Origin of the sequence: Brevundimonas sp. UBA5866, from assembly GCF_002432125.1 — a bacterium.
Classification (GTDB): domain Bacteria; phylum Pseudomonadota; class Alphaproteobacteria; order Caulobacterales; family Caulobacteraceae; genus Brevundimonas.
This window is the reverse complement of the sequence record NZ_DJFS01000096.1, coordinates 25,763-50,133: the sequence shown is the minus strand read 5'-3', so window position 1 is coordinate 50,133 and position 24,371 is coordinate 25,763. Positions and strand designations below refer to the sequence as shown.

Annotated in this window: 22 protein-coding genes and 3 tRNA genes; 20 read left to right on the top strand and 5 right to left on the bottom strand. The window is 61.2% G+C overall.

Annotated elements, in window-relative coordinates; all coding sequences use genetic code 11:
* The 3 genes from B3H86_RS12650 to B3H86_RS12640 form a co-directional block, all read right to left on the bottom strand.
* Positions 1 to 1,004, bottom strand: a 1,004-nt coding sequence (locus B3H86_RS12650; protein ID WP_292054455.1) for a hypothetical protein, incomplete at its 3' end; no start/stop codon positions are given.
* Between the two features lie 82 nt (positions 1,005 to 1,086).
* Positions 1,087 to 1,647, bottom strand: a complete 561-nt coding sequence (locus B3H86_RS12645) for a DUF924 family protein (protein WP_292054452.1) — start codon at positions 1,645 to 1,647, stop codon at positions 1,087 to 1,089.
* A gap of 84 nt (positions 1,648 to 1,731) precedes the next feature.
* Positions 1,732 to 1,808 (bottom strand) — tRNA-Pro (locus tag B3H86_RS12640).
* 222 nt (positions 1,809 to 2,030) lie between these two features.
* On the opposite strand from B3H86_RS12640, the gene B3H86_RS12635 reads away from it, so the two are divergent.
* The 3 genes from B3H86_RS12635 (at position 2,031) to B3H86_RS12625 (ending at position 3,674) form a co-directional block, all read left to right on the top strand.
* Positions 2,031 to 2,104 (top strand) — tRNA-Gln (locus tag B3H86_RS12635).
* A 131-nt stretch (positions 2,105 to 2,235) separates the two neighbouring features.
* Positions 2,236 to 2,835 (top strand): hypothetical protein, encoded by a 600-nt coding sequence (locus tag B3H86_RS12630; RefSeq protein WP_292054450.1) that lies wholly within the window; start codon positions 2,236 to 2,238, stop codon positions 2,833 to 2,835.
* 74 nt (positions 2,836 to 2,909) lie between these two features.
* Positions 2,910 to 3,674, top strand: a complete 765-nt coding sequence (locus B3H86_RS12625; protein WP_292054448.1) for an SHOCT domain-containing protein — start codon at positions 2,910 to 2,912, stop codon at positions 3,672 to 3,674.
* Positions 3,675 to 3,746: 72 nt separating this feature from the next.
* Here the strand turns inward: B3H86_RS12625 and B3H86_RS12620 are convergent, their stop codons facing one another.
* On the bottom strand, positions 3,747 to 7,031 hold the full coding sequence (locus tag B3H86_RS12620; RefSeq protein WP_292054447.1) for an autotransporter outer membrane beta-barrel domain-containing protein: 3,285 nt from the start codon (positions 7,029 to 7,031) through the stop codon (positions 3,747 to 3,749).
* Between the two features lie 275 nt (positions 7,032 to 7,306).
* On the opposite strand from B3H86_RS12620, the gene B3H86_RS12615 reads away from it, so the two are divergent.
* Positions 7,307 to 8,554, top strand: a complete 1,248-nt coding sequence (locus tag B3H86_RS12615) for a glycosyltransferase (protein ID WP_292054445.1) — start codon at positions 7,307 to 7,309, stop codon at positions 8,552 to 8,554.
* 86 nt (positions 8,555 to 8,640) lie between these two features.
* Here the strand turns inward: B3H86_RS12615 and B3H86_RS12610 are convergent.
* Positions 8,641 to 8,717: transfer RNA gene (locus B3H86_RS12610), tRNA-Asp, on the bottom strand.
* A 403-nt stretch (positions 8,718 to 9,120) separates the two neighbouring features.
* Between B3H86_RS12610 and B3H86_RS12605 the strand changes: the two genes are divergently transcribed.
* The 16 genes from B3H86_RS12605 (at position 9,121) to nuoN (ending at position 24,366) form a co-directional block, all read left to right on the top strand.
* A complete protein-coding gene (locus tag B3H86_RS12605; RefSeq protein WP_242913284.1) occupies positions 9,121 to 9,498 on the top strand; it encodes an NADH-quinone oxidoreductase subunit A in 378 nt (125 codons plus the stop codon).
* Complete coding sequence (locus B3H86_RS12600; RefSeq protein ID WP_292054442.1) at positions 9,468 to 10,088, top strand: NuoB/complex I 20 kDa subunit family protein; 621 nt, start codon at positions 9,468 to 9,470, stop codon at positions 10,086 to 10,088. The genes B3H86_RS12605 and B3H86_RS12600 overlap by 31 nt, the downstream gene beginning before the upstream one ends.
* Complete coding sequence (locus tag B3H86_RS12595) at positions 10,085 to 10,708, top strand: NADH-quinone oxidoreductase subunit C (protein WP_292054440.1); 624 nt, start codon at positions 10,085 to 10,087, stop codon at positions 10,706 to 10,708. The genes B3H86_RS12600 and B3H86_RS12595 overlap by 4 nt, the downstream gene beginning before the upstream one ends.
* A gap of 99 nt (positions 10,709 to 10,807) precedes the next feature.
* On the top strand, positions 10,808 to 11,986 hold the full coding sequence (locus tag B3H86_RS12590; RefSeq protein WP_292054465.1) for an NADH-quinone oxidoreductase subunit D: 1,179 nt from the start codon (positions 10,808 to 10,810) through the stop codon (positions 11,984 to 11,986).
* Positions 11,983 to 12,651: an NADH-quinone oxidoreductase subunit NuoE gene (nuoE, locus tag B3H86_RS12585; protein ID WP_292054439.1), complete on the top strand. Its 669-nt coding sequence runs from the start codon at positions 11,983 to 11,985 to the stop codon at positions 12,649 to 12,651. Before B3H86_RS12590 ends, nuoE begins: the two co-directional genes overlap by 4 nt.
* Positions 12,651 to 12,920: a hypothetical protein gene (locus tag B3H86_RS12580; protein ID WP_292054437.1), complete on the top strand. Its 270-nt coding sequence runs from the start codon at positions 12,651 to 12,653 to the stop codon at positions 12,918 to 12,920. The genes nuoE and B3H86_RS12580 overlap by 1 nt, the downstream gene beginning before the upstream one ends.
* Positions 12,921 to 12,926: 6 nt before the next feature.
* Positions 12,927 to 14,240: an NADH-quinone oxidoreductase subunit NuoF gene (gene nuoF, locus B3H86_RS12575; protein WP_292054435.1), complete on the top strand. Its 1,314-nt coding sequence runs from the start codon at positions 12,927 to 12,929 to the stop codon at positions 14,238 to 14,240.
* A 5-nt stretch (positions 14,241 to 14,245) separates the two neighbouring features.
* Entirely contained in the window at positions 14,246 to 16,291 is a 2,046-nt protein-coding gene (nuoG, locus tag B3H86_RS12570) for an NADH-quinone oxidoreductase subunit NuoG (RefSeq protein WP_292054433.1), read from the top strand.
* Between the two features lie 3 nt (positions 16,292 to 16,294).
* Positions 16,295 to 17,374, top strand: a complete 1,080-nt coding sequence (gene nuoH, locus B3H86_RS12565) for an NADH-quinone oxidoreductase subunit NuoH (protein WP_292054431.1) — start codon at positions 16,295 to 16,297, stop codon at positions 17,372 to 17,374.
* Positions 17,375 to 17,379: 5 nt separating this feature from the next.
* Positions 17,380 to 17,604: a hypothetical protein gene (locus tag B3H86_RS12560; protein ID WP_292054429.1), complete on the top strand. Its 225-nt coding sequence runs from the start codon at positions 17,380 to 17,382 to the stop codon at positions 17,602 to 17,604.
* Positions 17,605 to 17,809: 205 nt separating this feature from the next.
* Positions 17,810 to 18,301: an NADH-quinone oxidoreductase subunit NuoI gene (gene nuoI, locus B3H86_RS12555; protein WP_167177321.1), complete on the top strand. Its 492-nt coding sequence runs from the start codon at positions 17,810 to 17,812 to the stop codon at positions 18,299 to 18,301.
* A 113-nt stretch (positions 18,302 to 18,414) separates the two neighbouring features.
* Positions 18,415 to 19,041, top strand: a complete 627-nt coding sequence (locus B3H86_RS12550; protein ID WP_292054424.1) for an NADH-quinone oxidoreductase subunit J — start codon at positions 18,415 to 18,417, stop codon at positions 19,039 to 19,041.
* Positions 19,041 to 19,349: an NADH-quinone oxidoreductase subunit NuoK gene (gene nuoK, locus B3H86_RS12545; RefSeq protein WP_242913295.1), complete on the top strand. Its 309-nt coding sequence runs from the start codon at positions 19,041 to 19,043 to the stop codon at positions 19,347 to 19,349. Before B3H86_RS12550 ends, nuoK begins: the two co-directional genes overlap by 1 nt.
* 14 nt (positions 19,350 to 19,363) lie before the next feature.
* On the top strand, positions 19,364 to 21,424 hold the full coding sequence (gene nuoL, locus B3H86_RS12540) for an NADH-quinone oxidoreductase subunit L (RefSeq protein ID WP_292054463.1): 2,061 nt from the start codon (positions 19,364 to 19,366) through the stop codon (positions 21,422 to 21,424).
* 4 nt (positions 21,425 to 21,428) lie between these two features.
* The gene (locus B3H86_RS12535) at positions 21,429 to 22,916 is read left to right on the top strand and encodes an NADH-quinone oxidoreductase subunit M (protein ID WP_292054421.1); all 1,488 of its coding nucleotides are present in this window, start codon (positions 21,429 to 21,431) and stop codon (positions 22,914 to 22,916) included.
* A 7-nt stretch (positions 22,917 to 22,923) separates the two neighbouring features.
* Positions 22,924 to 24,366, top strand: coding sequence for an NADH-quinone oxidoreductase subunit NuoN (nuoN, locus tag B3H86_RS12530; RefSeq protein ID WP_292054419.1), 1,443 nt, complete (start codon positions 22,924 to 22,926; stop codon positions 24,364 to 24,366).
* The last annotated feature ends 5 nt before the right edge of the window (positions 24,367 to 24,371 follow it).

Sequence of the window (24,371 nt, the reverse complement as noted above, 5' to 3'; positions counted from 1 at the left end):
CGGGCCTCGGCACGCAGGCGGGCCGTCTCCTCGGCACGAAGGCGTTCGCGACGCTCTTCCTCGCGGCGTTCAGCCTGTTCCGCACGGCGCTCCTCGGCTTCGCGCTCGCGTTCAGCGGCCAGAACGGCTTCACGGTTGGCCAGTACGATCTCGGGGGTTTCGGAACCTGTTCCACCAAGGCTGGTCACCAGATCGGCATAGGCCCGAACGAGGGCCAGGGCGACGACCTTGCCTTCATCGGTGCTCTCGTATCCGGCACCCACGCTGCCGCCGAAATGGTTGTCGCGGATACGCAGGCGGCGCAGTTCGTCCTTGTTTGCGCGGCGACGGGTGTAACCCACCTGTTCAGCCAATGGCACGCTGGCGATCGACATGATGACCTGTGCGTCTTCCTTGCCCTTGGACAGGTCTTTCTGCAGGTCCTTGATCGCGTCTACAGAGCGGCTGCTGAGCGCGTTACCGACCTGATTCCCGGCAATATTCGCGCCCATGCCAAGCAGTTGGCTCATGCCCTCGGCACCCGCGCCATCCTGTGTGACGGCTGCCATACCGGCTTGGAGCAGCATGCGCCCGCCGCTGGAGGCCAGCGTGCCCAGAAGGCCCCGGCTACGGTCGCCGGAATCAGCATCGATGGTGTTGGCCAGCTCGGCGGCGATAACGAAATCAGCCGTGCGGATGCGCCCCGCAGCACCAAGGCTGCGTTCGCGCTGAATTGTATTGAGAGCCGAGCCGCGCTCGATCAGCTGGAAACAACCCGATTGGCGGATGGCGTGGCGAAGCACTTCGATAGGCGCGCCAAGGCCCATCTGCGCGAACAAGGCATCCTGTTCGCCCGCCACACTGACGGTGCCAAAGCTTTGGGTGCAACGCGGGACTTCATTGATGACGTTGGCCTGCGCCGCGTCATTATTGCGGCCCAGCCCAAAGAACTGGGCGTGGGCCGTTTGCGGGATGGCCAAAGCGAGGGCGGCGGTCGACAGCAGGGCGACGCGTGACAGGTGCATAGGCTAACTTCATAACGCGGTTGTAAATTAGCCACGGCATAGCTTAGCCATACATTCGCCACAAGCCTTACGGCCTGGCCGGCTAGCCTGAAAAACCGCCAGACCTAAGGAATTCAGTCTCTTGCGCGGTCGTGTCGCGGCCTAGTGCGGCATTTCGGTGGGGAAAACGCCCGAACTGCGCGATCACGTCCCGATGGACAACGGCATATTTATAGGTGTCGGGGTGGGTGTCGGCGTCCAGCATGTCCACGAGGCCCTGCTGGTCCTGCAGCGATTCCGAATGCATGAGAGGCATCAGGATAAAGGGCTGCAGATCGCTGGCGACTGCCTTGTGGTGGCCCGCTTCGATGGCTTGGCGCGAGAGGGACAGCGCCAATGAATCGGTTGCGAACATGTGGCCCGTATCGCGGAATGCGTTGCGTGGATACTGATCCAGCAGGATCATGAGCGCCAGTGCGCCCTCGGGCGTCTGCATCCATCCATCCAGTTCACGGCGGGCGGCGGCGAAATGGGCATCATGGAATCGCGACTTGAAGTCCCGGTCAAAGGCTTCGTCCTTGGCGAACCACTTTTGAGGACCGGCTTGGATCCAGAAATCGACGACGTCTTTTGCGGAGGGCAGGGGGGATTTTGTATTGGCCATAAGGCACCTTAGCCCAAAGACCGAACACGACAATCCGCACTGGCGGACCAGAGCGGTTATAACATCAAGATTTTGAAGAGAAGATGGTCGGAGTGGCAGGATTCGAACCTGCGACCCCCGCGTCCCGAACGCGGTGCTCTACCAGACTGAGCCACACTCCGACTTGTTCTCGAAGCGGTGGGGCGCTGCCCGCCGCCGAGGAGTGGGTGTATAGCCACCCTGTTTCGGTGCTGCAAGAGCCAAAATAGCAGTTTTGAAAAAAGACATTGCTCTATGAAAATTTCTGCAATTTCAGCGAGAAAGGTGTTGCGAAACGAAAAGCGTGGGGGTATCTACCACACATCGCCCGGGCGCACTGCTCCCCAGCGGTTCACCGGAAGCGGTGGGGAATGGTGTAATGGTAACACTACGGTTTTTGGTACCGTCATTCTAGGTTCGAGTCCTAGTTCCCCAGCCATCCGGCTTCAAAAGGCCGCCCGTCAGGGCGGCCTTTTTGCTTATCGGCCCCCTCAATCCCATAGGCGCGGGAGGGGCATCGCGATCCTTCACCATTATTCTCCCCGCGGAATATTCGCAGGGGATGCAGACATGGCCGATCGCCAGAAAATTTTCGTCATCGGAGCCACCGTCGCTGCGCTGATAGGCGCGGGGGCCAGCGCTATGGCATTGCTGCCAGAGGGGACGGACGCTCCTGTCACACCCGCCACGGCCCCAGTCGCATCTGCTTCCTCTGAAGGTGCGCCGACTGAATCGCCAGAATCGACCGCAGACGGTGTGATGCCTGCCGTGTCATCGGCGCAGAGCTATGTGGCCCCTGTCATTCCCGCTGATTTGCGCGCTCATACCGCGCGAATCCGGAGTCGGTGGGCGCAAGGTCCGAATCTGGCCGATCATTATGTGCAGATGACGTTGTCCTGCGATGACAATGACTGTCGGGAGCTGATTGTCGGTAATCTGCTGACCGGCGAGATCGTGCAAACGGGCATGGGATTCGAGGACATGCCCGATCTGGTCGCAACGTCGTCGCGTGAAAGTGCCTATCTGGTACTGTCGTGGATCAATGTCCGAGGCGCGAACTGTGCGCGGGCCAGCTATCGCTGGACCGGGGGGCAACTGGCGGCCGATAGTGACATAGTCGAGTTTCCGTATGAGGACGCCGGTTGCGACCGCGCATTGGATGGCGATTGAACCTGGCTCTGCATTAGGAACGAAGCACTGCTCCCAACGATTGAAGCTCTGATGAGTTTTGGATCGGAGTAGACATGACGGATAGCCGTCTTGATCGTTTGGAACGCCTGAACCGCCTGCGCGAAAGCGGTGCCCTGACACAGCAGGAGTTCGAACGCGAAAAGCGTCTTATGGACGAGCCCGCGCAGGCACCCGCTGCCGCGCCGCGTTCAGGTGGTGGGTCAAAGGTCCTGTTGCTGGGGTCCATAGCGGCTTTGGCTGTTGTGACGGCCGGGGCCACGATTTTCGTACTGAACAACCGTACGCCGCAGGTTGTGCGTGAGGCACCGCCACAGGCTGCTGTCATCCAGACGCCCGCCGTTCCAGAGCCGGACGAGACGCCGCCCGCGCCAATCGAGAACGATAGGACCTCTGGCGTCGGGTATGATGATGCCAATGACCCAGTCCCGCCGCCATCCGCTCGCGAGCGTTCCATGTCCAGCGGGCCGAATCTCACCGGCGGCTTCTATAACTATCGTACGCGTATCCGCGATGGTTGGCAGGGCGCACCGAACCTGGCCGGTAATTATGTGGTCATCCGTTGGGGGTGCGGTACGGGTTGTACGACAGGTGTCGTCGGCAACAAGCGCACGGGCGAGCTGCACTGGTTGGAGCTGGGGGGCGAAGACTACCCGTATCTTCAGCTTCGGTTCGGCGTTGGCGGAAACAATGTCCTGGCCTCATGGGAGGAGGGGCCGCACCTGTGCGCCCGGCAAATGTTCAGTTGGGACGGGCGAAGAATGGTGCCGCAGGAAGAGCCGGAGCTGCGCAAGACGCGTGGAGACAACTGCTCTGAGTGAGCTGCATCCAGACAGCAAAACAGCCGCCGGATATCTCCGGCGGCTGTTCGCATATTTGGGCTGTGGCCTTCCTTAGAAGCGGAAGCTGGCCCGCAGAAGCAGCGTATAGCGGACATAATCCTCGAGCAGCTCTGCATCGCCCGTGATCGACAGCATGCCCAGTTCGTTGCCGACATTCAGGCGGAAACCGAGGATCGGGCCGCCACCTTCGACGCCCACACCCTTCAGCTTGAAGGAGTCGCCGCCCGAAGCGAAGCGGGCGATGGTATCGCCGGCATCAACCGAGAAGTTGTGGCGATAACCGACGCGGACTTCCGGACGGATCCAGCCGTCACGACCGAAGCCGTAACCGATGTTCACGGCGGCCACGCCCGAGAAGATGTGACCGTCACGGTCCTGAATGTTCAGGTCGAAACCGTCACCGCCGCCACGCTCGGAGCGGGCTTCTTCGCTGAGCGAGAAATATTCGGCGTAAACTTCCGGACGGACGTTCAGGCGGCCGAAGTGCTGCTCATACGAAGCACCACCGGCAGCCGACAGGGTGAAGCCGTTCCATTTCGACTCGTTCTTCAGGTTGATGCCGTCAGCGACCAGTCGGCGGGTGGCATCAAACCATGCATAACCTGCTGCGGCACGGGCCCAGGTGGTCCAGGCCTGGCCTTGGGCGCGCCAGTACAAGCCCATTTCGACCAGGTTCGCCGACAGGACTTCTTCAGCAGCCGCTTCCGGATCTTCCAGATCGGACGAGGTGAAGGCCATCGACAGGCCGATAGCGCCGACCTTGGTGCCGCGTTCCACACCACCGGCCACACCGAAGCCTTCCGAACGGAAGCCATAGGTATCGGTCTTGTCCTTGTCGGCGTAGAAGTTGATTTCCTGCACCCAGGCGCTGGTCTCGCCTTGGGCAGCCGAGGCATTGCGTCCCGTAAGGGCGCGGGTCACAGCATCGACACCGGTGGACAGCGACATCAGCGGGCCGCCCGAGTGATCCGGCAGCAGTTGTTCGTAGACGTTGAAGAAGCCGTCGCGGGTCGTCTGCGAAAGCAGGGAGTTGCGGATCGCCTCGTTACGGGACAGGCCGTTGTAGAGCACTTCGTATGCATCGGCCTCGACCGCGATCATACCGGCTTCCGAGGCGGTGCGACGGCGGGCATCCACGAACAGCTGACCGGCTGCCACATCGGAATCAACGCCGACGACATAAGCGTAGGGCGAGTTGGCTTCGAGCGAGGGCAGATCGATATTGCCGAGGTTCAGGGTATCGGCGTCAATGATGGTGAAGCGGGTCGGGTCGGTGATCAGGCTGTTGAAACGAACGCCAAGACCGGCACCGTCGGCCAGGGTGGCAGCGCCATTGACCTTGAAGCCGCCGCCCGTACCCGAGGCCGGGTCCAGGGTTACGATCAGGGTGCCGTCAGCGCCGACATTCAGGCCGGTCAGGTTGGTCACGCCGTTTTGGCGGGCGTCCAGCGTGCCCTTGCTGATGTTGATGTCGAGGTTGCCGTCGCCCGAGTTGATGGCGCCGGTGACGACCGCACCGCCCGAAACCAGCAGGCGGTCCGCGCCATTGCCGAAGCTGATGTCGCTATTGACGGTACCATTACGGATATCGACGACATCGGCACCCGAGCCAAGGATGATCGCCCCCGTGGTCGAAGGCTCCTTGCCGTCAGGAACGCCGTCCTTGTCGGTGTCCGGGGTCGTTTCCGTAACGCCACCGACGATGCCATCCTGGATAAAGGTCAGGCCGGTCGTATTGTTGGCGGCGTTAATGGCCACGCCCTTGCCGGTGACCGTATCGGCGTCGTCAAGTTTCGACACTACGGCAAGGATATTGCCCCAGTTGGTGATGTTGGTCACCGAGCCGGACAGGTCGTTGATGGCCGTCGCGTTCGACTTGCCACCCGCCACATCGGCGATGATCGAGCCGGTGTTGGTGATGCTGCCCAGATTTGCGCCGGCATTGACTTCGATGCCGGTGAACTGGCGCGCGACGTTCGAGTTACCCGTGGCGCGGATAGTGCCCGAGTTGTTGATCGTCGGCGTTGTCGCGCCTTGGTTCAGTCGAATCGCGGTCGAGTTGCCGTGAAGCGAGCTGGAGACGATTTCGCCCTGGTTGCGCATGCCGCCCGCAATCGTAACGGACTGACCGCCAGCTGCGCCGACGGTTACGGCGTTGGCATCGATATTGTCATAGACACCCGCGCCCGTGATCGCGCCACGGTTCACAAAACCATAGGCATCGTCACCCGTGCCGACCTGATTCAGGGTAATCGAGCGGGACGTGGAACCGATAAGAACGGCAGGCGCCTGACCGAAAGAGGTTATCGAGGCGCGCGTTTCGCTGGTGTCGAGGATGCCGTCGCCATCGCGGTCGGTGTCCTCGCGGTTCTTCTTGCCGTCGCCGTCATCATCCTCGTCGCCGTTCTTGATGCCGTCGCCGTCGTCATCACCCTCGATTCCGCCGGGGCCATAGGAAGGAGGCGCATCAAACAGCAGGCCGTTGTTCAGATTGCTGCCGATAGTGACGGCCGGGCCGCCTTGCAGCAGATCGTCAGGGTCGAGATTCTGGTAATAGATCTGGCCATTGACCGCGCCGGTCGCGGGGCGGTCGAGGGGGCGCTGGGTATAGCGGTAACCCGTCGAGATAACCGTGCCCTGAATGTTCAGGCGACCATCAACGTCGCCCTGGATATCAATGGCCTTGGCACCTTCGCCGGTGGCCCTGATATTGCCCAGCAGGTCTACGGCACCGGTCTGGCGGCCACCCATATGGATTGCGGTCGAACGGTCACCGAAAACGGTTACGCTGCCAAGGGTGGTGATGGCGCCGTTATGGTCGCTTTCGATCGAGATGCCGCGGGAATCGTTCCCCTCGACCAGAATGAGGCCACTTTCCTGAAGCGAAATCGTGCCGGTCGTCGTGCCGGGACCTGCCAGGCGTAAGCCATATCGGTTCGATCCGGTCGCCCAGGGGCCGTCCAGATCGCCGTCCTTGTCGTCATCCGGATAGGTCTCGATAGAATCGGTGACGCGGATGCTGCCGGCAATCGCGATGTTGGTCGTCAGACCCGGTTGGACAAGGATGGCGGTCGAGCCATCGGCAGACTTGTCCATATTGATACCGCCGCCCGAATCCACTTTGAAATCGTGCGAGGTATCGATGGTTACAGCTGTACCGGAGCCGACGACAATAGAACCATTACCAGCAATACGGATGCTGTCCGGCGAGGAGCCAGTGGCAGTAGCGGTGCGGATCGGCGAGGTCCGGGAGGTCGTGATGACCGTCTCGGCCCAAGCGCCGGATGCGACAACTAGAGGAGCTATCGCTGCCGCTGTGGCCAGAAGTGCACGCATTCGAAACTAACCCCTCGATGCAATCAGACGTCATGAAGCAAAGCCTGCGTTTAGCAGGTCCTTCACTCGTTGACCCCAAGTTTCTCAGATTTGAGGCGAATGCAAGACCAAGAGTACGTTTTAGGCGGTAAAGCGCGAGGTCACATTACAGTGCAATATGCCCACGCTATTAAGTCAGGATCCGTTCATCCTGACTGTGCGATTCGTTTAGATTGGTCGGCATCCAGCAGGCAGGTTGCGCGTTACAGTGAGCCGTACCCTGAAGGTTAAAATACATGAGCCAAGTCGACATTCAGGAAGCTGAGTTCAGTTTGCTTCCTGGGCTGGATGAGCAGATCGGCTCCACCTTGCAAAGATTGAAGCGCATGGCCCAGACAGACAGGCCGCGTCTGGTGGATACCACGATGCTGTTTGCGCCCCGTTCAGGGGGCGTGAAACGCTACCTGCTGGCCAAGCAGTCCTGGCTTCATGCCAACCGTCCTGGCGTCGATCACACTCTGGTCGTGCCCGGTGCCAAACATTTCGTCGGGCGCGACGGCATCGTACATATCCGCTCGCCCAAGCTGCCTTTCGGTGACGGCTACCGTTGGCCCAGTTCCGTGCGCAAATGGGGCGCATGGGTATCGGCGCTGGATCCCGATGTGATCGAGGCGGGTGATCCCTATACGGCAGGGCAGGGTGCCCTGGAGGCCGGGCAGCGAGTCGGTGCGCCGGTCGTGGGCTTTTGCCACTCAGACCCTGCGGCTCTGGCCGCGCTGCATTTCGGGGAATGGGCGAAGAAGCCGGTCGAGAAACGCTGGGCCAAGCTGTTCTCCCAGTTCGACCGGGTCGTCTCGCCGAGTCGCTTTATCGCGCGTCGTCTGGAAGAGGCGGGCGTTGGCAATATCTTCATCCGGCCGCTGGGTGTGGAGATCGATACCTTCACACCGGAGCGCCGTGACCGCGACTGGCTGCTGAAAAAGGTCGGCCTGCCTGCGGATGCGCGCCTGCTGTGCTTTGCGGGACGGCCTGCAAAAGAGAAGAATGTCGATGTCCTGATCGAGGCGGTCCAGAAGCTGGGTGATCCGTACCACCTGATTCTGGTCGGAGCCGGACAGGGCATGCCAGCCGAAGATCGGGTGATCTCGCTGGAATACGAGAAAGACCCCAAGGCGGTGGCAAAGATCGTCGCCAGTGTGGATGCCTTCGTCCATGCAAACGACAAGGAGCCTTTCGGTCTTATCGTTCTGGAAGCGATGGCCTGCGGACGCCCTGTGGTTGGCGTCAACTCCGGCGGTGTGGCCGAGACAGTCGATTCGAGTGTCGGCCAGCTGGCCCCGCGGGCCGAAGCCGGTGTCTATGCGGAGGCTATAGAAGCCTTGTTTGAGCGCGACATAGAAGCGCTGGGGCGTGCGGCGCGACTGAAGATGGTCGAGCAGTTCGCCTGGAATCGCGTCTTCGAGGAACTCAGCATGCTGTACGGCGAGCTGAGCGGTTGTCCGGAGTTCGCTATGCCGCAGACGTCACTGTCGCTGGACAGCTAGGTCCGGAGAAATAAACGGATAGATTGTCGGATAAATAGGGAAGGGCGGATGCGCCACTCTTGCTTCATGAGATTTTAGAAGAAGAGTGGCGCGAGTGACGGGGCTCGAACCCGCGACCTCCGGCGTGACAGGCCGGCACTCTAACCAACTGAGCTACACCCGCGTTTCCCGGCCGAAGCGTCTAGTGCGCCGCGGCGAGGTGGGTCGTTTACTGATGCCCCACGTTCCGGTCAAGCGGCCCGACCGCAGAAAATGCATTATTTCCGAAATTTCGTGAAAAAATCCGCGACTTGGCTCCAGTCGCCGAGCGAGATTTCTGTCCGCATATAGAAGAGTGGCTCGACGAAAGGCCAAATATACCCATATCCAAAGTTCGGAACATAACGCCGGTTCAAACGTCACCTTCAATGCGGTTTTCGTTGCGTAACGCAGGCCTGTGAAAACGCCAGCTTTTTGCGAAACATTCTCAATGTGGCCTTATTGGCTTCTCGGGTTTGAACACTGGCGAAGTTGGGTCTAAGAAGCGCCGAATCCGCCCCCTCCCACCGGCGGGCGAGGCAGCTCGAATGAATGAATTTCTTCTAGATTACCTACCGATCGTCGTTTTCCTGGGGATCGCCATCGTTCTCGGCTCGGCTTTCATGCTTGCAGCATGGGTGCTGGCTCCCAAGAACCCGGACACGGAAAAAGTGTCGGCCTATGAGTGCGGCTTCAATGCCTTTGATGACGCACGCATGAAGTTCGACGTCCGTTTCTATCTGGTGTCGATCCTCTTCATCATCTTCGACCTCGAAGTGGCCTTCCTGTTCCCGTGGGCGGTCTCGCTGTTTGATCTCTCGCACGCACAGATGGTCTTTGCCTTCTGGTCGATGATGGTCTTCCTCGGCGTACTGACCGTGGGCTTCATCTACGAATGGAAGAAGGGAGCACTGGAATGGCAGTGATCACGCCTTCGTCGTCGGTTATTGCACCGGCTTCTCCGCTGGTGCCGGCCGGTTCGGCTGCGCGCTCGACCGTCGAGGGGTATGACCCCAAGATCCACGACAAATTCTTTGAGGCCGTGAACACCGAACTCGGTGACAAGGGCTTCCTGACGACTTCGCTGGACGACGTCATCACCTGGGCCCGTACCGGCTCGCTGATGTGGATGTCGTTCGGTCTGGCCTGCTGCGCCGTGGAAATGATCCAGCTGTCGATGCCGCGCTTCGACCTGGAGCGCTTCGGTACGGCTCCGCGTGGTTCGCCGCGCCAGTCGGACCTGATGATCGTGGCCGGTACCCTGACCAACAAGATGGCTCCGGCTCTGCGCAAGGTCTATGACCAGATGCCGGACCCGCGCTACGTCATCTCGATGGGCTCGTGCGCCAACGGCGGCGGCTACTATCACTATTCCTACAGCGTTGTTCGCGGTTGCGACCGCGTGGTTCCGGTTGACGTTTACGTCCCGGGCTGCCCGCCGACCTCGGAAGCCCTGCTGTACGGGATCCTGCAGCTGCAGAAGAAGATCCGTCGTACCGGGAGCATCGAACGATGAACGAACTGGTACGCATCGCAGAGCGCGAAAACGCTCTGACCCCGCTGGGTACGGAAATGGTGGCGGCTCTCGGTGTCGAGGCCGTCGTTGCCTATGGCGAGCTGACCCTGATCGCGCCGCGCGAAAAGATCGTGGAGGTCATGAAGGGCCTGCGCGACCAATTCGGCTTCCAGCAACTGATGGACGTGTGCGGTGCCGACTATCCGGACCGCGAAGAGCGTTTCGAGGTGGTCTACCACCTGCTGTCGCTGACCCGCGCCGCGCGTCTGCGCGTCAAGGTGCAGACCGACGAGGTCAAGCCGGTTCCGTCGGTCGTTTCGGTCTATCCGTCGGCTGGCTGGTTCGAGCGTGAAGCCTTTGACATGTACGGCATGATCTTCTCGGATCACCCGGACATGCGCCGCATCTTGACCGACTACGGTTTCCAAGGTCACCCGCTGCGTAAAGACTTCCCGATGACGGGCTATGTCGAAGTCCGTTACGACGAAGAGCAGAAGCGCGTGGTCTATGAGCCGGTCAAGCTAGCTCAAGAATATCGTACCTTTGATTTCCTCTCGCCGTGGGAAGGTGCCGAATATCCGGACCAAGTCCTGCCGGGCGACGAGAAAGCGGGAGCCTGATCCATGGCTGATGGACACAACACCCCCGCGCGTCCGCTTGGTGTCACCGTCGATCCGTTCGAGGATTATGAAGACGGCCTGACCCCGCACGCCCGTGCGATGGACGACCGCAAGTTCACGATCAACTTCGGCCCTCAGCACCCGGCGGCCCACGGCGTTCTGCGTCTGGTGCTGGAGCTGGACGGCGAGTTGGTCACGCGCGTTGATCCGCACATCGGCCTGCTGCACCGCGGCACCGAAAAGCTGATGGAATCGCGTACCTACCTGCAGAACATTCCGTATCTGGACCGTCTCGACTACGTGTCGCCGATGAACCAGGAGCACGCTTTCTGTCTGGCTATCGAGCGCCTGCTGGGCGTCGAGGTTCCGTACCGCGGCCAGCTGATCCGCGTCCTGTACTCGGAAATCGGCCGTATCCTGAACCACCTGCTGAACACGACCATGCAAGCCATGGACGTGGGCGCTCTGACCCCGCCGCTGTGGGGCCACGAAGAACGTGAAAAGCTGATGGTGTTCTACGAGCGTGCCTGCGGTGCGCGTCTGCACGCCAACTACTTCCGTCCGGGCGGCGTCCATCAGGACCTGCCGCAGGACCTGATCGATGACATCGACCTGTGGTGCAAGGAATTCCCTGCGGCCCTGAACGACATCGAAAAGCTGGTCACCGAAAACCGCATCTTCAAGCAGCGCAACGTCGACATCGGCGTCGTGTCCAAGGAAGAGGCGATGGCCTGGGGTTTCTCGGGTGTCATGCTGCGCGGCTCGGACATCCCGTGGGATATCCGCAAGGCCATGCCGTACGACTGCTACGCCGAAATGGAGTTCGACATCGTTGTCGGCAAGAACGGCGACTGCTGGGACCGTTACCTGTGCCGCGTCGAAGAGATGCGTCAGTCGGTGCGCATCATGGAGCAGTGCATCCACAAGCTGCGCAACTGCCCGGGTGAGCCGGTTCTGGCTGAAGACCACAAAGTCACCCCGCCGCGTCGTGGCGAGATGAAGCGCTCGATGGAAGCGCTGATCCACCACTTCAAACTCTACACCGAAGGCTTCAAGACGCCGGAAGGTGAAGTGTACGCGGCCGTCGAAGCACCGAAGGGTGAGTTCGGCGTCTATGTGGTGTCGGATGGCACCAACAAACCTTATCGTGTCAAGCTGTCTGCACCGGGCTTCCGCCACCTGCAGGCTATGGACTGGATGAACCGCGGCCACATGCTGGCTGACGTTTCGGCCATCCTCGGTTCGCTTGACATGGTGTTCGGAGAAGTGGACCGATGAGCGTTCGTCGTCTGGCCAAAGAACAACCCGTTTTCTTCGAGTTCTCGAAGGAAACGATGGAAAAAGCCCAGTGGTGGATCAAGAAGTATCCCGAGGGCCGTCGCCAGTCTGCGGTGATCCCCGTGCTGTGGCTGGTCCAGAAGCAGGAAGGCTGGGTTTCCGAGCCGGCTATCCGCGCCATCGCGGATCTGCTGGGCATGGCCTACATCCGTGTTCTCGAAGTCGCCACCTTCTACACCATGTTCCAGCTGGAGCCGGTGGGTAAGGTCGCTCTGATCCAGGTCTGCGGCACTACCCAGTGCATGCTGCGCGGTTCGCAGGACCTGATGCGCGTCTGCAAGGAAAAGATCGGCCCGAAGGACACCCTGTCCGCCGACGGTCGCTTCACCTGGCAGGAAGTTGAGTGCCTGGGCGCATGCTCCAATGCACCGATGGCCCAGATCAACGACTACTATTACGAAGACCTGACGCCGGAAAACATGGCCCAGATCATCGACGATTTTGCCGCCGGCAAGACGCCGAAGCCTGGTCCGTACAACGGCCGTCACAACTCGGCTCCGCAGTGCGGCGCGCGTGTCCTGCTTGACCCGGCGCTTTATGACGGTTCGGCTGCCAAGCCGATCAAGAAACTGCCGAACTCCGAGCCGGCAAAGGCTGACGCCTGATGGCACGGCCGGACCTCGAAACCCCGGAGGGCAGGGCAGCCTATCGCGCCGAACTGAAGCGCGTGGGCTGGAAACTGCGTCTGGGCGGCTTTGTGCTGATCGTGGTCGCGGCCTTGCTCGTCGTGCTGTCCCGTGACGGCAAGCTGGGCCTGACAGAAGATGCGGTGCCGGTTGCGTACGCTATGCTGTTCGCAGGATGGGTGATGGTCATTACCGCCATCTTCCAACGCACCCGCCACCACAAACGCCGCATGGCGGAAGGACTTTAAGGAACCATGGTCGGAATCCTCGAAGACAAGGATCGGATCTTCACCAACCTCTACGGCTTCCATGACTGGGGTCTTGAGGGTGCGAAGAAGCGCGGCGCGTGGAACGCCACCAAGGACATGCTGGACCTTGGCCGCGACTGGATCATCAACAACGTCAAGGCCTCGGGTCTTCGCGGTCGCGGCGGCGCAGGCTTCTCGACCGGCCTGAAGTGGTCGTTCATGCCGAAGGAAGTGAAGGACCGTCCTCACTACCTCGTCATCAACGCCGACGAATCCGAGCCCGCGACCTGTAAAGACCGCGAGATCATGCGTCATGACCCGCATCTGCTGATCGAGGGCGCGCTGATCGCCTCGTTCGCGATGCAGGCCCATGCCTGCTACATCTATCTGCGCGGCGAATATGTGTTCGAACGCGAGCGCATGGAAGCCGCCGTCAAGCAGGCCTATGAGGCCAAGCTGATCGGCGACAACAACGTCCACGGCTGGGACTTCCACGTCTATATCCACCACGGCGCTGGCGCTTACATCTGTGGTGAAGAAACCGCCCTGCTGGAATCGCTCGAAGGCAAGAAGGGCCAACCGCGCCTGAAGCCGCCGTTCCCGGCTGGCGCTGGCCTGTACGGCTGCCCGACGACCGTGAACAACGTGGAATCGATTGCCGTGGTCGGCACCATTCTGCGTCGCGGTGCTGACTGGTTCGCCAGCTTCGGTCGCCCGAACAACACCGGCACCAAGCTGATGTCGCTGGCGGGCCACGTGAACACCCCCTGCGTGGTCGAAGAGGCCATGTCGATCCCGCTGCGCCAGCTGATCGAAGATCACGGCGGCGGCGTTCGCGGTGGCTGGGAAAACCTGAAAGCCATCATTCCGGGCGGCGCTTCGTGCCCGGTGATCACCCGCGAACAGGCCGAAGTGGCCCTGATGGACTTCGACTCCATGCGCGAGCACCGCTCGTCGCTGGGTACCGCCGGTGTCACCGTCATGGACAACTCGACCGACATCGTGAAGGCCATCGCCCGCATCAGCTACTTCTTCAAGCACGAGAGCTGCGGCCAGTGCACGCCGTGCCGTGAAGGCACCGGCTGGATGTGGCGCGTGCTGGAACGTATGGCTGTGGGCGATGCCGATCCGTCGGAAATCGACCTGCTGCTGGACGTTGCCGGTCAGGTCGAAGGCCACACCATCTGCGCTCTCGGTGACGCTGCCGCATGGCCTGTGCAGGGCCTGATCCGTCACTTCCGTCACGAGATCGAAGACCGCATCAACACCTACCGCAACAGCCGTGCGAACTTCGCCGGCCACACGATCGCGGCGGAGTAATCGTAATGCCTATCGCCAAGGTAAATGGTGTCGAGGTCGAGTTCGAACCGGGTATGACCGTGCTTCAGGTCGCTGAGCGCGCCGGTCAGGAAATCCCGCGCTTCTGCTACCACGAACGCCTTTCCATCGCCGGCAACTGCCGTATGTGCCTCGTCGAGGTGAAGCCCGGACCGCCGAAGCCTCAGGCTTCGTGCGCGCTGCCGGCTGCCGACGGTCAGGAAATCTTCACCGACACCCCGATGGTCAAGAAGGCCCGCGAAGGTGTGATGGAGTTCCTGCTCATCAACCACCCGCTGGATTGCCCGATCTGCGACCAGGGTGGCGAGTGCGACCTGCAGGACCAGGCTGTCGGTTATGGCCGCGACGGCTCGCGTTACAGCGAGAACAAGCGCGCGGTCGAAGAAAAGAACATGGGCCCGACTGTCAAGACGTTCATGACGCGCTGCATCCAGTGCACGCGTTGCGTTCGCTTCATCACCGAAGTGGCAGGCGTTCCGGACATCGGCATGATCTCGCGCGGCGAAAGCGCCGAGATCACCACCTATCTGGAAAAGAACATCGACAGCGAGCTGTCGGGTAACGTCAACGACCTGTGTCCGGTTGGTGCTCTGACGCACCGTCCGTGGCAGTACCACTATCGTCCGTGGGAACTGCGTAAGTGCGAAACCATCGACGTCATGGACGCGATGGGCTCGAACATCCGCGCCGATTACCGTGGATCGGAAGTGATGCGCGTTCTGCCGCGTGTGAACGAAGGCATCAACGAAGAATGGCTGGCTGACCGTTCGCGCTATGCCGTTGACGGCTTGCAGGCCCGTCGCCTCGACCGTCCGTGGATCCGTGAGAACGGCAAGCTGCGCGCCGCATCGTGGGACGAAGCCCTTAACGCTGTCGCTGCCAAGCTGAAGGCCGCTCCGGCCAACCGTATCGGCGCGATCGCTGGCGACCTGCAGGACGCCGAGTCGATGAAGGCTCTGCTGGACCTGTTCCGCGCCCTGGGCTCGGCCAACACCGACTGCCGTCAGGATGGCGCAGCCATCGGTGGCGGTGCCCGCGAAGGTTACCTGTTTAACTCTTCGATCCAAGGCATTGAAAACGCTGATGCTATTCTGCTTGTGGGTGCGAACCTGCGTGCAGAGGCTCCGCTGCTCAACGCCCGCATCCGCAAGGCTTGGCTGAAGGGCGGCACCGAGGTCGGTGTCATCGGCCAGCAAGTCGATCTGACCTATGACTACGCCTACTTCGGCGAAGGCTCGAAGACGGTTGGCAAGCTGCCGAAGGCAGCGACCGAACTGCTGAGCAAGGCTGAACGTCCGGCGATCATCGTCGGTATGGGCGCTCTGGTCGGCGAAAACGGTGCGGCTGTGCTGAACGCTCTTGGCGCAATCGCCAAGAAGACCGGCGTGGTCAAGGATGGCTGGAACGGCTTCAACGTCCTGCACACCGCCGCTTCGCGCGTCGCGGGTCTGGACATGGGCTTCCTGCCGGGTGAGGGCGGTCTGGCTGTTGCCGACATGCTTAAGCCGGGCGCTCTGGACGTTCTGTTCCTGCTGGGCGCTGACGAAATCAACGCTTCGGGCTCGGACGCTTTCCGCGTTTACCTTGGCTCGCACGGTGACCGTGGCGCCCACAGCGCCGACGTGATCCTGCCGGGTGCGGCCTATACCGAGAAGTCGGGCCTGTATGTGAACATGGAAGGCCGTGTTCAGCTGGCTGAACGCGCCGTGTTCCCGAAGGGCGAGGCCAAGGAAGACTGGGCGATCATCCGCGCCCTGTCGGAACGCGCCGGTCAGACCCTGCCGTATGACACGCTCGACCAACTGCGCACCAAGCTGATGGCCGATGTGCCGTCGTTCGGTCGCATCGACTATCTGGCTCCGTCGGCTTCGTTCGACGTGGCTTCGCTCGGCGTGAAGGGCGATGTGGGCGATGTCGCCTTCGTTTCCACCATCACCGATCCCTATCTGACCAACCCGATTGCGCGCGCCAGCGAAACCATGGCCGAACTGTCCCGTGAACGGGTCGCGCCGGTCGCACTGGCGGCGGAGTAAGACATGGACGCTGCGACTTCATTCTGGGCTACCCCGATCGGCTGGACCCTCGCCACGATTGGCGGGATCCTGCTGGTTACCGTCGGTATCCTGATTTCCCTGGCCTTCCTGCTGCTGGCCGACCGTAAGATCTGGGCGGGCGTTCAGCTGCGTAAGGGCCCGAACGTGGTCGGCCCGTTCGGCCTGCTGCAATCCTTCGCGGACTTCTTCAAGTTCGTTCTGAAGGAGATTGTGGTCCCTGCCGGTTCCGACAAGGTCGTGTTCCTGCTGGCTCCGCTGATCACCTTCGTTCTGGCCTTCATCGCCTGGGCGGTCATCCCGTTCGCACCGGGTTGGGTGATTTCGGACCTGAACGTCGGCATCCTCTACATTCTGGCGATCTCGTCGCTGGGTGTTTACGGCATCATCATGGGCGGCTGGGCTTCTAACTCGAAATACCCGTTCCTCGGCTCGCTGCGTTCGGCGGCACAGATGGTGTCGTATGAAGTGTCGATGGGCCTGATCATCATCAACGTCATCCTGCTGACCGGCACGATGAACCTGACCGAGATCGTCACCCAACAGGCCGGCTTCTTCTGGAACTGGCACGTGTTCGGCGGCGGGGCAGGGACCTGGCCGACGATCATCGTGATGATCCCGATGACCATCGTGTTCTTCATCTCGGCTCTGGCAGAAACCAACCGTCCGCCGTTCGACCTTCCTGAAGCTGAGTCCGAACTGGTTGCCGGTTATCAGGTCGAATATTCCTCGACCCCGTATCTGCTGTTCATGATCGGCGAGTACGCGAACATCGTGTTCATGTGCGCCATGATGACCCTGCTGTTCTGCGGCGGCTGGAACCCCGGCTTCCTGTCGGAAGACTTCATGGCCAGCCTGCCGGCGTTCGCGGCCTACACCATCTATCTGCTGACCTTCATCGTGAAGGTGGTGTTCTGGTTCTTCATGATCGCCTTGGTGAAAGCTTTTGTACCGCGTTACCGCTATGACCAACTGATGCGTCTGGGCTGGAAAATCTTCCTGCCGGCCTCGCTGGTGGCTGTTGTCTTCGTGGCAGCCTGGCGCGTCTTCGCCGTAGGAGGCTGAAGTCAATGATCCGTTCCCTAGTGATTTCGACATTGGTAGCTTTGAGTTTCGGGGTAGGGGCGTGTAGCGCCATCAAACCCTATGATTATGAGGCCAACCGTCGCTCGGAATCACCGGAAGCCAGCCAGGCGCGTCGTGAACGCGAGGCTCGCCAGCAACAGGAACGGGTCGTTCGTTGCGAAACCATGGGGCAGGCGGCGCGTCGTGACGCGCCGGACTGTCGCTTCTGATGTATCGCTACGGACTTGCAGTCTTGGGTGTTTTTACCCTAACGGCATGCGGAACCCCGTATGAGGCTGACCCTGTGTCGGTTGCTCAGTGGGAACGCCGCCAGGAACAAATCGTGAGGCAAGGCGCTGAAAAACAGCGACTTTGTCAGACTTTGGATAAGGAAAGCGCACGCTATAAACGCGAGTGCGCTGGAGTGAGATCGTAATGCTGACCCGGATCGTTCAGGCGGCCAAGGGCGCGATGCTGACCGACGTGTTCGGCGCCGTCGGCCTGTCGATGAAGTACATGCTGAAGCCCAAGGCGACGGTGAACTATCCGTTCGAGCGCAACCCGCAGTCGCCGCGCTTCCGTGGCGAGCATGCGCTGCGTCGCTATCCGAACGGTGAAGAACGTTGCATCGCCTGCAAGCTGTGCGAAGCGATCTGCCCGGCCCAGGCCATCACCATCGAAGCCGAGCCGCGCGCGGACGGCTCGCGTCGTACGACCCGTTACGACATCGACATGGTGAAATGCATCTACTGCGGTCTGTGCCAGGAGGCCTGCCCGGTTGACGCCATCGTCGAAGGTCCGAACTCCGAGTTCGCGACCGAAACGCGTGAAGAACTGCTCTACGACAAGGAACGCCTGCTCGATAATGGCGACCGTTGGGAGCGTTTGATCGCCAAGAATCTGGAACTGGACGCGCCGTACCGCTAAACGGTCCGTCTTTTCCGCCGTACTGACCCCGATCATCCGGTCGGGGCCGCAACTCTGGAAGGGTTCAGGGGCTTGTCCTGAACCTTGGTTTTGAAGGGGGCATCGTCCCGCACATGCTGCAAGGCCTGGCCTTCTATCTTCTGGCAACGATTGCCGTGGTCTCCGGCCTTCTGGTCGTGACCGCGCGCAATCCTGTCCACTCCGTCCTCTGGCTGATCCTGACGTTCTTCTCGGCAGCCGGTCTGTTTGTCCTGCTCGGTGCCGAATTCCTGGCCATGCTTCTGGTCGTGGTCTACGTCGGCGCGGTCGCGGTGCTGTTCCTGTTCGTGGTGATGATGCTGGACGTCGATTTCGTCCGCCTCCGCGAAGGTTACGCCCGCTATCTGCCGCTGGCCGGGATCGTGGCTGCGATCCTTCTGGCCGAGATGGTCATGGTGTCCATCAGCGTGGTTCAGGGCGGTGCCGCCCGTGGCGCCGTGTCGCCTGCGGCATTGGCCGAAGGTGTCACGAACACCGAGACCATCGGTCGCGTGCTCTATACCGACTACGTCTATCTGTTCCAGGCTGCGGGCATTGTTCTGCTGATCGCCATGATCGGCGCGATCGTCCTGACCCTGCGCAAGCGCGAAGGCGTGCGCCGTCAGGATCTGGCCGCCCAGGCTAACCGTCGTCGTGCTGACGCCGTCGAAATCAAGTCGGCTGCCACTGGCGTCGGCGTGAAACCCGAGGAGCTTCTGTGATGGACATCTCGCTCCAGCACTATCTCGCGGTTGCCGCGATGCTGTTCACCATCGGCGTGTTCGGCATCTTCGTGAACCGCAAGAACATCATCGTCATCCTGATGTCGATCGAGATGATCCTTCTGGCGGTGAACATCAACTTTGTCGCGTTCTCGCGCTACCTCGGCAATGTTGAGGGACAGTTGATGGCGATGTTCGTTCTGACCGTTGCCGCCGCCGAGGCCGCCGTTGGCCTGGCTATTCTCGTGACCTTCTTCCGTAACCGCGGCGACATCGCCGTGGACGACGCCTCTGTGATGAAGGGCTGATTGGGACCGTGTCTATCCAAACTCTCGTCATTCTAGGCGTCTTCGCCCCGCTGCTGGGCGCGATGATTGCCGGCTTCTTCGGACGCCGGATCGGCGACATTGCCTCTCAGGCAGTGACGACCGGCCTGCTGTACGTTTCGTGCGTCATCTCGTGGATCGTGTTCAGCCAGTGGACCTGGGGTGGGCTGGAAGCCTTCACCGTGAAGCTGCTGCCGTTCATCCACGTGGGCGACTTCCAGTCGAACTGGGCCATCCGCATCGACGCCATGTCGGCGACCATGCTGATCGTGGTCACCAGTGTCTCGGCGCTGGTTCACACCTACAGCTGGGGCTACATGAAGGAGGACGACAGCCGTCCTCGCTTCTTCGCCTACCTGTCGCTGTTCACCTTCATGATGCTGGCGCTGGTGACGGCTGCCGACTTCCTGCAGATGTTCTTCGGTTGGGAAGGCGTGGGCCTCGCTTCGTACCTGCTCATCGGCTTCTGGTACAAGAAGCCGTCGGCCACGGCTGCATCGATCAAGGCCTTTGTAGTCAACCGCGTGGGTGACTTCGGCTTCCTGCTCGGTATGATGACCGTCTTCTGGATGTTCGGCACGATCGAGTTCGCCAAGCTGTTCCCGCTGATCGCCGACAAGGCCGGTACTGGCTGGGAATTCCTCGGCTACAACTGGTCGGCTCTGGATCTGGCCGGTCTGCTGCTGTTCATCGGTGCGATGGGTAAGTCGGCCCAGTTCTTCCTGCACACCTGGCTGCCGGACGCGATGGAAGGCCCGACCCCTGTGTCGGCCCTGATCCACGCCGCAACCATGGTGACCGCCGGCGTCTATATGGTCTGCCTGCTGTCGCCGCTGTACGAAAACGCTCCGGTTGCAACCCAGTTCATCACCATCATCGGTGGCGTGACGGCGATCTTCGCCGCCACCGTCGGCATGATGCAGAACGACATCAAGCGCGTGATCGCGTACTCGACCTGCTCGCAGCTCGGCTACATGTTCTTCGCTGCCGGTGTCGGTGCATACCAGTCGGCCATGTTCCACCTGTTCACCCACGCCTTCTTCAAGGCTCTGCTGTTCCTGGGCGCCGGTTCGGTGATCCACGGCATGCACCACGAACAGGACATGCGTAAGATGGGTGGCCTGTGGAAGCTGCTGCCGATCACCTACGCAACCATGATGATCGGCACCATCGCCATCACCGGTCTGGGTATCCCGGGCATCGGCGGCTTCGCTGGCTTCTACTCGAAGGACTCCATCCTCGAGAGCGCCTATGCCTCGGCCACCTCGGGTCATGCCGTGTTCGGCATGTTCGCCTTCACCATCGGTATCATGGCGGCTCTGCTGACCGCCTACTACTCGTGGCGTCTGGTGTTCATGACCTTCCACAACAAGCCGCAATGGAAGGAAGAGGAGGGCGCTGCCCACCACGACGACCATCACGCCGCTGTGGCCCACGACGACCACGCTGCTGACGACCACGCACACGACGATCACCACCACGGCCCGCTGCATCCGCATGAAAGCCCGTGGATCATGGTGCTGCCGCTGCTGGTGCTATCGGTGGGTGCTGTGTTCGCCGGTATGGTCTTCGCGCCGCACTTCATCGGTCACCACGAAGGTGAATTCTGGCGTGGCGCTATCTTCACATCGGCTGCCAACCACGTTCTGCACGAAAGCCACAACGTCCCGACCTGGGTGAAGTGGGCTCCGCTGATCGTGACCCTTATCGGTACCTTCGCTGCCTACTGGCTCTATGTGGTCAAGGAAGGCGCCGCCAAGCAGATGGCCGAGAAGAAGGGTCCTCTGTACACCTTCCTCTACAACAAGTGGTTCTGGGACGAGCTTTACAACGTCACCTTCGTGAAGGGCACCAAGGCTCTTGGCGACTTCTTCTGGAAGATCGGCGACGTGAAGATCATCGATGGTCTGGGGCCGAACGGCGCGGCATGGGCCTCGCTCAAGTCGGGCGGCTGGCTGTCGCGCTTCCAGTCCGGTTTCGTTTACTTCTACGCATTCGTGATGCTGATCGGCGTTGCGGCCTTCCTGGCCTTCGCGATCTTCACGTGGGGAGCTTAATCTCGTGCCTCACATTCTGAGCATCGTTACCTTCCTTCCGCTTCTCGGGGCCGCGGCGATCATCGTCGCGAGCCTCCTGAACAAGGGCGGCAAGGAAGCCGCGGCCCCGGCCGCACGCTGGATCGCACTGGGCACGTCCCTGGTGGGTCTTGCCCTGTCGATCCTGCTGGTGGCCCAGTTCGACCCGTCGAACACCGCCTATCAGTTCGTGGAATACGCGCCGTGGTTCGCCGGTGCGGCCTATCACCTCGGCGTGGACGGGATTTCGATCCTGTTCGTCCTGCTGACGGCCTTCCTCGTGCCGCTGTGCGTCATCGCCAGTTGGAAGTCGATCGAGACCCGCGTCGTCGAATACATGGTCTGCTTCATGCTCCTGTCGACCATGGCAATCGGCGTGTTCACCTCGCTGGACATGTTCCTGTTCTACTTCTTCTTTGAAGGCACCCTTGTCCCGATGTTCCTCGTCATCGGTATCTGGGGTGGTGCGAACCGGATCTACGCCTCTTACAAATTCTTCCTCTACACCCTGCTGGGCTCGGTGCTGATGCTGCTGGCCATGCTGTGGATGCGTGCTGAAACCGGCACCTCCAGCATTCCGGAACTGAAGCAATACGCCTTCGACCCGGCTGTTCAGCCGCTGCTGTGGCTGGCCTTCTTTGCCTCGTTCGCGGTGAAGATGCCGATGTGGCCGGTCCACACCTGGCTGCCGGATGCCCACGTTCAGGCGCCGACCGCCGGTTCGGTCATGCTGGCGGGTATCATGCTGAAACTGGGTGGCTACGGCTTCATCCTGTTCAACCTGCCGATGTTCCCGCAGGCTTCGCAGATGTTCACCCCGCTGGTGTTCGCGCTGTCGGTGATCGCCGTGGTCTACACCTCGCTGGTCGCCTTCCGTCAGACCGACATCAAGAAGCTGATCGCTTACTCGTCGGTCGCCCACATGGGCTTTGTGACCATGGGTATCTTCGCCGGTAACGATGCCGGTGTTCAGGGCGCCGTGTTCCAGATGTTGAGCCACGGTCTGATCTCGGGCGCGCTGTTCCTGTGCGTTGGCGTGATCTACGACCGCATGCACACCCGTGAAATCGCCTTCTACGGCGGTCTGACGGCTCGCATGCCTTGGTATGCCGCCATCTTCCTGTTCTTCACCATGGCGAACGTGGGCCTGCCGGGCACCTCGGGCTTCATCGGTGAGGTGCTGACAATGACCGGTGCCTATCAGGTCTCGACCTGGACCGCCCTGATCGCCGCCTCGGGCGTGATCTTCTCGGCCGTTTACGCCCTGACGCTGTTCCGCAACGTCATGTACGGCCCGATCACCAATCCGAAACTGGAAAACATCACCGACATCGACAAGCGCGAACTGCTTATCTTCGTGCCGCTGGTCGTCGGTACCCTGGCTCTGGGTCTGTACCCCAACGCCATCCTAGACATCACGGGGCCTTCGGTTGAAGCCCTGACCACCGCCTATCGCGCAGCCATCGGCGGGTGAGAGCACAATGACTGATCTGTCCTCCGCACTCCAAATCGCCGCCCCCGAGGTCACCCTCGCGGTCGGCGGCCTGGTCCTTCTCATGATCGGTGCTTTCACCGGCGAGAAGAACACGCGCCTGGTTTCGGGCCTGTCGGTCCTGCTTCTGGTGGCTGCAACGGTTCTGACCGTTACCGGCCCGCTGGGTCAGGCATTCGGCGGCACCTACATCGCTGATCCTCTGGCCGTTTACGGCAAGGCCGTGATCTTCCTTTCGGCAGCTGTAGCCATCGTGCTGGGCGACGTCTGGATGCATCGCAACAACATGGCCAAGTTCGAATACCCTGTCCTGATCACGCTCTCGTCGATCGGCCTGGGTATGATGGCGTCGTCTGGTGATCTGATCTCGATGTACATCGGCATCGAAATGAGCTCGCTGGCCCTGTACGTTCTGGCGGCCTACCGCCGCGACAGCCTGCACGCCTCGGAAGCCGGCCTGAAGTACTTCGTGCTGGGCGCGCTGTCGTCGGGCATCCTGCTGTACGGTGCTTCGCTGATCTACGGTTTCGCCGGCTCGATGAAGTTCGAAGAAATCGCCGCCTTTGCCTCGAACAACCCGGGTCCGGGTCTGATCTTCGGCATGGTGTTCCTGATTGCCGGTCTGGCGTTCAAGGTTTCGGCCGCTCCGTTCCACATGTGGACGCCGGACGTGTACCAGGGCGCACCGACCCCGGTCGTCGCCCTGTTCGCCACCGCTCCTAAGGTCGCCGCGATGATCCTCATCGCCCGCGTCCTGATCGACGGCTTCAACCTCGCGCACTTCCAGTGGGCGCAGGTGGTGATCCTGATCTCGCTGATCTCGTTCGCCGTAGGTTCGTTCGGCGGTCTGCTGCAGAAAGACATCCAGCGCCTGCTGGCCTATTCGTCGATCATCAACATCGGCTATGCCCTGCTGGGTATTGCTGCCGGTACTCAGATGGGCGTTCAAGCCATGCTGATGTTCATGACCCTCTATGTCGTGGACCAGTTGGGCTTCTTCGCCATCCTGCTGTCGCTCAGCCGCAACGGCCGTCCGATCCGCAGCATTTCGGATCTGGCTGGCCTGAAGCAGGAGCGTCCGGTCACCGCGATTGCCCTGACCATTCTGGCCCTGTCGTCGGTTGGTATTCCGCCGCTGTCGGGCTTCTGGGGCAAATACTATGTGTTCGGTGCCGCTGCCGATGCCGGTTACTGGATGGCGGGTGCCGCCGGTCTGGTGGCCTCGGTCGTGGCTGCCTTCTACTACCTGCGTATCATCAAGGTCATGTGGTTCGACGCCGCTGAAACCGAGGTGAAGACCGACAAGGCTCCGGTTGTCCCGCAATGGGTCGGCTGGGCTGCGGCTGCCTTCGCATTCCCGGTTCTGCTGGTCGCCCTGACCTGGCTTGAGCCGCTCACCAAGGCCGCTGCGGCCGGCGTGGGCGTGGGTTAAGGAGC

Bases quoted from the DNA above. Each gene is read 5' to 3' on its own strand.
- nuoH (WP_292054431.1), top strand. From the start codon at position 16,295: ATGGACGCTGCGACTTCATTCTGGGCTACCCCGATCGGCTGGACCCTC.
- B3H86_RS12560 (WP_292054429.1), top strand. From the start codon at position 17,380: ATGATCCGTTCCCTAGTGATTTCGACATTGGTAGCTTTGAGTTTCGGG.
- nuoE (WP_292054439.1), top strand. From the start codon at position 11,983: ATGAGCGTTCGTCGTCTGGCCAAAGAACAACCCGTTTTCTTCGAGTTC.
- B3H86_RS12630 (WP_292054450.1), top strand. From the start codon at position 2,236: ATGGCCGATCGCCAGAAAATTTTCGTCATCGGAGCCACCGTCGCTGCG.
- B3H86_RS12615 (WP_292054445.1), top strand. From the start codon at position 7,307: ATGAGCCAAGTCGACATTCAGGAAGCTGAGTTCAGTTTGCTTCCTGGG.
- B3H86_RS12620 (WP_292054447.1), bottom strand. From the start codon at position 7,031: ATGCGTGCACTTCTGGCCACAGCGGCAGCGATAGCTCCTCTAGTTGTC.
- nuoN (WP_292054419.1), top strand. From the start codon at position 22,924: ATGACTGATCTGTCCTCCGCACTCCAAATCGCCGCCCCCGAGGTCACC.
- nuoF (WP_292054435.1), top strand. From the start codon at position 12,927: ATGGTCGGAATCCTCGAAGACAAGGATCGGATCTTCACCAACCTCTAC.
- nuoI (WP_167177321.1), top strand. From the start codon at position 17,810: ATGCTGACCCGGATCGTTCAGGCGGCCAAGGGCGCGATGCTGACCGAC.
- B3H86_RS12605 (WP_242913284.1), top strand. From the start codon at position 9,121: ATGAATGAATTTCTTCTAGATTACCTACCGATCGTCGTTTTCCTGGGG.
- B3H86_RS12590 (WP_292054465.1), top strand. From the start codon at position 10,808: ATGGACGACCGCAAGTTCACGATCAACTTCGGCCCTCAGCACCCGGCG.
- B3H86_RS12625 (WP_292054448.1), top strand. From the start codon at position 2,910: ATGACGGATAGCCGTCTTGATCGTTTGGAACGCCTGAACCGCCTGCGC.
- B3H86_RS12645 (WP_292054452.1), bottom strand. From the start codon at position 1,647: ATGGCCAATACAAAATCCCCCCTGCCCTCCGCAAAAGACGTCGTCGAT.
- nuoK (WP_242913295.1), top strand. From the start codon at position 19,041: ATGGACATCTCGCTCCAGCACTATCTCGCGGTTGCCGCGATGCTGTTC.
- B3H86_RS12595 (WP_292054440.1), top strand. From the start codon at position 10,085: ATGAACGAACTGGTACGCATCGCAGAGCGCGAAAACGCTCTGACCCCG.
- B3H86_RS12550 (WP_292054424.1), top strand. From the start codon at position 18,415: ATGCTGCAAGGCCTGGCCTTCTATCTTCTGGCAACGATTGCCGTGGTC.
- nuoG (WP_292054433.1), top strand. From the start codon at position 14,246: ATGCCTATCGCCAAGGTAAATGGTGTCGAGGTCGAGTTCGAACCGGGT.
- B3H86_RS12580 (WP_292054437.1), top strand. From the start codon at position 12,651: ATGGCACGGCCGGACCTCGAAACCCCGGAGGGCAGGGCAGCCTATCGC.
- B3H86_RS12600 (WP_292054442.1), top strand. From the start codon at position 9,468: ATGGAAGAAGGGAGCACTGGAATGGCAGTGATCACGCCTTCGTCGTCG.